The sequence below is a fragment of the Streptomyces sp. BR123 genome (assembly GCF_013401435.1).
Lineage (GTDB): Bacteria > Actinomycetota > Actinomycetes > Streptomycetales > Streptomycetaceae > Streptomyces.
In genome coordinates this window covers 1-7,196 of sequence record NZ_JACBGN010000337.1, presented here as the reverse complement: position 1 = coordinate 7,196, position 7,196 = coordinate 1, and the positions used below count along the sequence as shown (strand labels likewise).

General features: G+C 73.5%; 9 protein-coding genes and 1 pseudogene. 3 read left to right on the top strand and 7 right to left on the bottom strand.

All coding sequences use genetic code 11. The features are described from left to right. Positions 1 to 184 (bottom strand): annotated as a pseudogene (locus HYE82_RS38605) (hypothetical protein); the annotation flags it as partial. 139 nt (positions 185 to 323) lie between these two features. On the opposite strand from HYE82_RS38605, the gene HYE82_RS31910 reads away from it, so the two are divergent. Together HYE82_RS31910 and HYE82_RS31905 are read left to right on the top strand one after the other, a co-directional pair. Beyond that, on the top strand, positions 324 to 833 hold the full coding sequence (locus tag HYE82_RS31910) for an N-acetyltransferase (protein WP_179177691.1): 510 nt from the start codon (positions 324 to 326) through the stop codon (positions 831 to 833). Between the two features lie 169 nt (positions 834 to 1,002). Continuing rightward, positions 1,003 to 1,533, top strand: a complete 531-nt coding sequence (locus HYE82_RS31905; RefSeq protein WP_179177690.1) for a pyridoxamine 5'-phosphate oxidase family protein — start codon at positions 1,003 to 1,005, stop codon at positions 1,531 to 1,533. A 46-nt stretch (positions 1,534 to 1,579) separates the two neighbouring features. Here the strand turns inward: HYE82_RS31905 and HYE82_RS31900 are convergent, their stop codons facing one another. Next, complete coding sequence (locus HYE82_RS31900) at positions 1,580 to 1,972, bottom strand: peptidase inhibitor family I36 protein (RefSeq protein ID WP_179177689.1); 393 nt, start codon at positions 1,970 to 1,972, stop codon at positions 1,580 to 1,582. A 257-nt stretch (positions 1,973 to 2,229) separates the two neighbouring features. On the opposite strand from HYE82_RS31900, the gene HYE82_RS31895 reads away from it, so the two are divergent. Further along, complete coding sequence (locus HYE82_RS31895; protein WP_179177688.1) at positions 2,230 to 3,435, top strand: FAD-dependent monooxygenase; 1,206 nt, start codon at positions 2,230 to 2,232, stop codon at positions 3,433 to 3,435. Between the two features lie 58 nt (positions 3,436 to 3,493). Here HYE82_RS31895 and HYE82_RS31890 read toward each other — a convergent pair whose 3' ends face one another. The 5 genes from HYE82_RS31890 to HYE82_RS31870 form a co-directional block, all read right to left on the bottom strand. Beyond that, entirely contained in the window at positions 3,494 to 3,718 is a 225-nt protein-coding gene (locus HYE82_RS31890; protein ID WP_256987953.1) for a hypothetical protein, read from the bottom strand. A gap of 267 nt (positions 3,719 to 3,985) precedes the next feature. Further along, positions 3,986 to 4,882: an RNA polymerase sigma-70 factor gene (locus HYE82_RS31885; RefSeq protein WP_179177687.1), complete on the bottom strand. Its 897-nt coding sequence runs from the start codon at positions 4,880 to 4,882 to the stop codon at positions 3,986 to 3,988. Positions 4,883 to 4,953: 71 nt separating this feature from the next. Next, positions 4,954 to 6,177 (bottom strand): NAD(P)/FAD-dependent oxidoreductase, encoded by a 1,224-nt coding sequence (locus HYE82_RS31880; protein ID WP_179177686.1) that lies wholly within the window; start codon positions 6,175 to 6,177, stop codon positions 4,954 to 4,956. Between the two features lie 277 nt (positions 6,178 to 6,454). Then, on the bottom strand, positions 6,455 to 6,652 hold the full coding sequence (locus tag HYE82_RS31875; protein WP_179177685.1) for a hypothetical protein: 198 nt from the start codon (positions 6,650 to 6,652) through the stop codon (positions 6,455 to 6,457). Then, entirely contained in the window at positions 6,649 to 7,059 is a 411-nt protein-coding gene (locus tag HYE82_RS31870) for a hypothetical protein (RefSeq protein WP_179177684.1), read from the bottom strand. Before HYE82_RS31870 ends, HYE82_RS31875 begins: the two co-directional genes overlap by 4 nt. Positions 7,060 to 7,196: the final 137 nt, after the last annotated feature.

Below are 7,196 nucleotides of genomic sequence, written 5' to 3'. Positions count from 1 at the left end.
CCCCGGCAGCAGGCCGGCCCCACTGCGTCATCCGGGCGGCGCTCGCCGCCGCGGCGTCCTCCCAGACGAGGGTGGCGGGGGCGGTGTGGCCGAAGGTGCCGCCCAGGCAGACGCGGACGGCTGCCGGGCATCCGCCGAAATGGCCGCCGGGGCCGTTCACCGCCTCGCCGAGCGCCAGGCAGAGGCTGGCCGCCGGCGCTTTCCTCCGGCACCCAGCCGGCCAGCCCGTACATCTCGTGGTCGGGCTCCCCCGGCCGGCCCGGCCCTTCCCATCCGGGCAAACACGTTGCCGTGCCCACGCCTTGGCAGGCAAGCTCGCCACCGTGGACCACACCCCCGAACCCCCCGAGACGACCCTCGTGCTGCCCGTCAGCGTCCGTGACCTGCTGCCCCGCGACCTGCCCGCATGCACCTGGTCGGGTTCGGCCACCCACCTGCGCCACGTCGAGCACGAGTTGACGCGCGCCGCGGCCGGCGAGGCGGACTACCTGGCGGTGTGCACCCCGGCGGACCTCCCGGTCGCGATCGGCGGCGTCGACTACGGGGTCTGCGAGGGAGCCGGATACCTGTGGCAGCTCGCCGTGCTCCCGGCACTCCAGTCCCGAGGCCTGGGAACCCTGCTGATCCGAGCCGCCGAACAGAGGATCCGGAGCCGCGGCCTGCTCCGGGCCGAACTCGCCGTGGAGGAGGACAACCCGCGCGCCCGCGCCCTGTACGAGCGCCTGGGCTACGCCGCGTACGGCCGCAAGCCCGACGCCTGGGACGAGGAAGCACCCGACGGCTCGATCCGCCGCCACCACACGATGTGCACCCTCCTGCGCAAGGACCTCTGAGAGGTGCTTGCGGAGTACTCGGCAGGCAGCGGCGGGTGCTTCATCCCGGTGGACGTCCGCCGACCAGCACTCCTGAGGCGCTCGGCGACCTCACCTGCCGGGGCGGGCTCGCCCGCGGGGCTCGGGGAAATCGCGCCGACGGGCGTCCGGGCGGGGCTACAGTGACGCGATGCGCGAAACGCCCGAAGACCTCAAAGAGCTCCAGGCCCTCCTCGACGCCTCCCTCTCCCGCTCCACCCCGCACCTCCGCTCCATCATCAACACCGAGCGCACCCTGACCGCGGAGCAGCTCACCCGCGTACTCACCGGCATGTGCACCCTCGCCCTCTCCACCGTGACGGCGAAGGGCGAGCCGCGGATCAGCGGTGTGGACGGGCACTTCCTGCGCGGAAAGTGGTACTTCGGCACGGCGCGCGACGCCGCCAAGGCCCGCCACCTCGCCGCGCGCCCCGCCGTCAGCGCCGCGCACATGCGCGGGGAGGGCCTGGGCGTGTTCACCCACGGTGCGGTGGAGATCCTCAACCCCGAAGGCCGCGAGCCGGCCGCGGACTGGCCGGACCTGCTCGCGTACTTCAAGGACTTCTACGGCGACGACGCCTTCGACTGGGACGACGAGGTGGTCTACTACCGGCTGCACCCGCACTGGATGGCCGTCTACGCCCCCGACTTCGCGAAGCTCACCGAGCCGCCCCGGGCCTGAGCCGCGGGGCGGTGAGTCCGGCGGACGCCGCCTGACCGGGTGCCGGTCAGTAGCAGCGGACGGAGGACGCCGTGTCGTTCTCCGACGGCAGCACGTTGACGCGGTAGCCGTTCTTAATGTCGTGGCCTACACCACCGCTGTAGGCGTCGGTCCACCAGTAGCAGACGCTGCCGGTGTCGTTCGACCAGGAGGACATCTGGTCGTTGAAGCCGTAGGCGCCCAGCCACGGCAGGTGGTCGCCGGCCTTCAGCGCGATGCCGCCGCCGGTGAAGTGGTAGTCGCGGTACAGGCAGAGGCTGTTGGCCGGACAGTTCGATCCCTCGAACGTGGACACCGCCGCCGGAGCGGCGGTGGACGAGGCGGGTTCGGCCGCCGCGGGGACGGCGGCCAGGCAGGCCGCGGTGACGGTGGCGAAGAGCAACGGGACGAGTCGACGCATTGGTTCCTCCGGAAACGGATTCGGATGCGAACGGGCGGCACGGCGACATGGCCGTGGGACCGCCGGCTCCCTGCGGAGCAAGATCAACCTAGAAAGGAAGAACGTTTGCGCCCCAGGCCGCGGGTACGCAGGTCACCCGAACGGACGCGGCGCACGCGAAGCACGGGCAAGCGCATGCGGGGGCACGGACGGGCCTTGCCGCCCCCCTTATCCTCTGGAGTTGTAGTGGGTGCCGGATCCGGACGATGAGGTGGCGCATGCCGAAGCGACGCGCGGTGGTGGTCGGCGCCGGAATCGGTGGCCTCACGGCCGCCAATGCACTGCACCGCCGCGGCTGGCACGTCACCGTCTGTGAACGTGCTCCCGAACTCCCCGCCACCGGTGCCGGCATCGGGCTCGCCCCGAACGCCCTGCGCGCCCTCGACGCGATCGGGGTGGCGGACGCCGTCCGCGCCGTCGGCAGCGCCATCCCCGCGACGATGGGTGTGCGCCGCTCCGACGGCCGGTGGCTCACCCGCGTCGCCACCGCGGACATGGCGGCCCGCTACGGAACAGCCCCGATCGCCGTCCCGCGCCCCGCGTTCACGGCCGCACTGGCGGCCGCGCTGCCACCGGGGACCGTTCGCTTCGGCACCGCCGTCGCCTCCGTCACCGCTCCCACCGCTGTCGACGACTCCGCGGGCCACCCGACCGTCCGTACCGCGGCCGGACCGGACCTTCCCGCCGACCTGGTCGTCGCCGCCGACGGCATCCGCAGCCCGCTGCGCCGCGCGTACTTCCCCGCCCACCCGGGACTTCACTACATCGGCGAGACGGCCTGGCGGACCATCGTGGACGCCCCGGACCTCGGCATACCGGCGATGAGCGAGACCTGGGGGAGGGGCGAGCGGTTCGGCGTCACCCCGCTCTCCGACGGCCGGTTCTACCTCTACGCCACCGCCGTCGTCCCCGCCGGAACCCGCTCGGCCGACCCCCGGGCCGAACTCCTGGACCGCTTCGGCACGTGGCACGCCCCGATTCCGGCCCTGCTGGACCGCGTCCGCCGCCTCGACCCCGCCGACGTCCTCCAGAACGACCTCTACGACCTTGCCGCCCCGCTCCCGGCCCTCCACCACGGCCGCATCGCCTGGCTCGGCGATGCCGCCCACGCGATGGCACCCAACCTCGGCCAGGGCGGTTGCCAGGCCATCGAGGACGCGGTGGTCCTCGCCCGTCTCCTGCCGGCGGGAGACCGTACCGACAGCACGGACCTCGGCCTGGCCGCCGCCCTCGCCGCGTACACCGCCGCCCGGCGCGACCGGACCGACGCCGTACGCGTCCGCGCCCGCCGGGTCGGCCGCCTGGGCGCCCTCCGCAACCCCGTCGCCGTGGCGGCCCGCGACCTCGCCGTCCGAGCCACCCCCGCCCCGCTGGCCCTGCGCGGCATGGACGACCTCTTCAACGGCTTCCGCCTCCCGGGGTGACCCCGGTGGTTCGAGGTCGGCCACCCGCTGCGGTGGACCGGCCGGGATCACGGCCCGTTCATGCGCGGAGGGCGAACGAAGCCCGATCGTGCCACCGGGCGCCGTCATGCACCAGGAGGTCGACGGACGAGACCCGGGAGGTGAAGGGGAGGCTGCGGAGGAGGTCGGCCTCGATCCCGTCCAGGACGGCATCCTCCTGACCGTCGGCGATGGTCAGGTGGGGAACGACCTCGGTGAACCTGCCGCCGTACGGCGGTGCCTCGGGCCACCGGTCGGCGATCACCTCGGTGAGCCCCCCCTACGCCGACGGCGAACCGCTCCTGCCTGTACGAGTTCACCATCGACCGGTCCGGCGAGTCGATCAGGACGGTCGCGCCCGACGGAGTCGGCATCGTCGACGTGCGCGTCACCAACCGGCCCGGCACGACGCCCGCCGCCCCGCTGGGGCAGTTCGCCTACGGCGGGCCCGCACCCGTCGTGGTCCGTGTCGTGGTGGTCGGGCGCGTGGGTGCTTGGGTGCCTGGGCGGTTTTCGGGCCGGCGGCGGACCCTCAGCGCAGGGTGAGCGGGGTCTCCGAGGTGACGCGGGTCAGCTTCTCCGGGTTGCGGACGAAGTAGAGGCCGGTGATGAGCCCGTCCTCGACGCGTACGGCCATGACACCGTCGAGCTCGCCGCCCACGCGTACGGCGAGCGCCGGGCTGCCGTTGACCACGGTGGGCTCGCAGATGATCTCGGCTGCGACCTTGGCGGTGCCGCCGAGGTAGAAGCGGGCGATCTTCTCGGCGCCGACGACAGGCCTGAGCGCGGCCCGCTTGATGCCGCCGCCGTCGCTGAGCAGCACGACCTCCGGGGCGAGGACGTCGAGGAGGTCCTGCGGGTCGCCGGTCTCCAGGGCACGCCGGAACGACTCCAGGGCCGCCCGGGTCTCACCGGCGGAGGCCCGCTTGCGGGGGCGGCGGGCATCGACGTGCCGACGGGCGCGGTGGGCGATCTGGCGGACGGCGGCGGGGGACTTGCCGACGGCCTCGGCGATCTCGTCGTACCCGACGTCGAAGACCTCGCGCAGGACGAACACGGCCCGCTCGGTCGGGGAGAGGCTCTCCAGGACGAGCATCATCGCCATCGACATGCTTTCGGCGAGTTCGACGTCCTCGGCCACGTCGGGCGTGGTGAGCAGCGGCTCGGGCAGCCACTGGCCGACGTACGCCTCCCGGCGTCGCTTCATGCTGCGCAGCCGGTTGAGCGCCTGGCGGGTCGTGATCCGCACCAGGTAGGCGCGCTGGTCGCGTATGTGATCGAGGTCGACCTTGACCCAGCGCAGCCAGGTCTCCTGGAGGACGTCCTCGGCGTCGGCAGCCGAGCCGAGCATCTCGTAGGCGACGGTGAACAGCAGATTGCGGTGCGCGACGAACGTCTCGGTCGCCGGGTCAGTGGTGTGATCGCTCATGTCTCGCTTCTCGTTTCCCGTTCCCGTTCCGTTCCCGTTCCGTTCCCGTTCGGCTCTCGCGCGGCCGGCGGTCAGGCCGCCCGTTCGGCGTCGGGCGACACCCTGCCGCGTTCGGGCTGCTGCGGCTGCAACTGCCTCTCCAGTCGCAGCTGTTCCCGCCGGTTGTCGCCCTTGGGCCAGCTGTGCGCGCCGGGCTTGCCCGCCTCGTCGGCCAGGTGCTTGACGCTGAGCGAGCAGCTGAGCTCCTTGAGCTTCGCTCCCGCGCGGCCGCCGACGTAGAGCCGCATCGCGGTGTCGTCCTTGCGGGCGAGCTGGAAGACGGCGGCGCTGCGCCCCAGGCTGATGCACATGGCCGGGAACGACAGGTCGATCGGCGCGGGCTGCTGCCCCGCGAGACGCTTGAGCACGGTGTCGGCGGCGTGGGCGCCGAGGCAGCCCGCGCCATAGGCGCTCATCCGGAACGGCAGGTCCGAGGGTGCCGCCGCGTCCCCGGCGGCGACGATGCGCTCGTCGTCCACGCTGGTCAGCGTCTCGTCCGTGAGCAGACGCCCCTCCGCGTCGGTGCGCAGCCCGCTGCGCGCCGCCAGGTCCGGCACGCCGAACCCGGCGGTCCAGATCGTCACCGCACTGGGCAGCTCGCGACCGTCCCCGAGCCGTACGGCATCACGCGTCACCGCCGTCACCTTGGTTTCGGGGCCCTCCAGGACGGTCACCCCGAGCCGGGCGAGCCGCCGGGCGACCGTGCGCCGCGCGCGGGGATGCAGGTACGGCCCGAGGACGCCGCCGCAGAGCAGGGTCACCCGGTGGCCCTGCTCCGCCAGTTCGGCCGCCGTCTCGATGCCGCTCGGCCCGGCGCCGACGACCGACACCGCGGCCGCCGCAGGCGAGGCGTCGAGCACCGAACGCAGGTGCTGCGCCGCCTCCAGGGTGGCGATCTGGTGGGCGAACTCGGCCGCTCCGGGGACGCGCGGCTCGGCGGCGCCGCTGCCCACCGCGTACAGCAGGTAGTCGTAGCCGACGGTGCCGCCGCTCGCCAGCACCACGCTGCGCGCCGCCGCGTCGATCCGGGTCACGGTGTCGACGGTCAGCCGGATGCCCGCGGCGAGGATCCCGGCGTAGTCGACGACCGCGTCGTGGGTTCCGCCGACCAGCTGGTGGAGGCGGAGCCTCGGGACGAAGGAGGGGCGCGGGTTGACGAGTGTCACGGTCAGGTCGTCGCGCTGCGTCAGGCGGTTGGCGGCCATGACGCCGGCGTACCCGCCGCCCGTCACGACCACGTGGGTGTTCTCGCTCATGGTGTCTCGTCTCCTCCGCTGTCAGGGGGTCGGCCACAAGACACCGGACGATGGGATGACGTGACAGCATGTGAGCCAGATCACTGCGGAACGCGGGAGCGGGCCGGTTCGAGAACGTGCCCCTTTCCTCCCGGAGGTGCTTGGCGAGCTGCTCCACGAGCTGCTCCGACTCCGTCCGCCGCATCGCCCGGGCACCCCGTACACCCACCGTGACGTCTGCTGGGACGCGCCGGCCGAAGGGGACGCGGTGCCCGGGGGCGGCACGGGCGGCCGCGGGTCAGTCGTCCTCGGTGGCGTCCCGGTCCGCGGCGGAGGCCGCCTGCTCGGCGTCGTCCAGCTTCTGCTGCACGTCCGCGACCTGTTCGGACTGCCCGGCGGGCGCGGACTCCGCGCCGCCGCCGCAGCCGGTGAGGAGCAGCGCCGCACCGGCTGCCAGGGCCGCGAGTGCGGCGGCGCCGCGGATCCGGGCGGTCACTTGGTGCCCCGGGCGGCGCACCAGGCGCTGACGGACTTGAGGTCGGCCTGGCGCTTCTGCAGGGTCGCCGGCATGGTCTTGCGGGCGGTCAGACGGCCGTTGAGGTACGTGTGCACCTCGGTGTGGCCGGCGGCCTTGGCCTCGGCGACGCGCTTCTCCAGGCGGGCGATCGACCCGGGCACGGTGGCGTCGCCGTTCAGCCGGGTGAGGGCGGCGCCGACCCGGGCCTCCACCTTCGGGAGGCGCTTGCACAGGGCCTCGGCTCCGTCGCCCTTCGGCGCGGACTTCGCCGACGGAGCAGCGGACGGAGCGCCGGCGTCGGCCTGCGCGGGAGAGGCGGAGAGCAGCGCGCCGGTGAGTACGACGGTGCCGAGCGAGACAGCAGCGGTCCTGCGGTTCGTGAGCATGGCGGTTCCCCTTGGGTGTCGGTGGCAACTCGGCCGCCTCCGCACGGGCGGTCCTGCGGCCGGGCAGCAAGGTAGGGACCGTTCTTGTGGATTCTTTGTGACCCGTCCCCCTCCCCGTCCTCGCCCCTCCCTGTCCC

Bases quoted from the DNA above. Each gene is read 5' to 3' on its own strand.
- HYE82_RS31900 (WP_179177689.1), bottom strand. From the start codon at position 1,972: ATGCGTCGACTCGTCCCGTTGCTCTTCGCCACCGTCACCGCGGCCTGC.
- HYE82_RS31895 (WP_179177688.1), top strand. From the start codon at position 2,230: ATGCCGAAGCGACGCGCGGTGGTGGTCGGCGCCGGAATCGGTGGCCTC.
- HYE82_RS31905 (WP_179177690.1), top strand. From the start codon at position 1,003: ATGCGCGAAACGCCCGAAGACCTCAAAGAGCTCCAGGCCCTCCTCGAC.
- HYE82_RS31880 (WP_179177686.1), bottom strand. From the start codon at position 6,177: ATGAGCGAGAACACCCACGTGGTCGTGACGGGCGGCGGGTACGCCGGC.
- HYE82_RS31885 (WP_179177687.1), bottom strand. From the start codon at position 4,882: ATGAGCGATCACACCACTGACCCGGCGACCGAGACGTTCGTCGCGCAC.
- HYE82_RS31870 (WP_179177684.1), bottom strand. From the start codon at position 7,059: ATGCTCACGAACCGCAGGACCGCTGCTGTCTCGCTCGGCACCGTCGTA.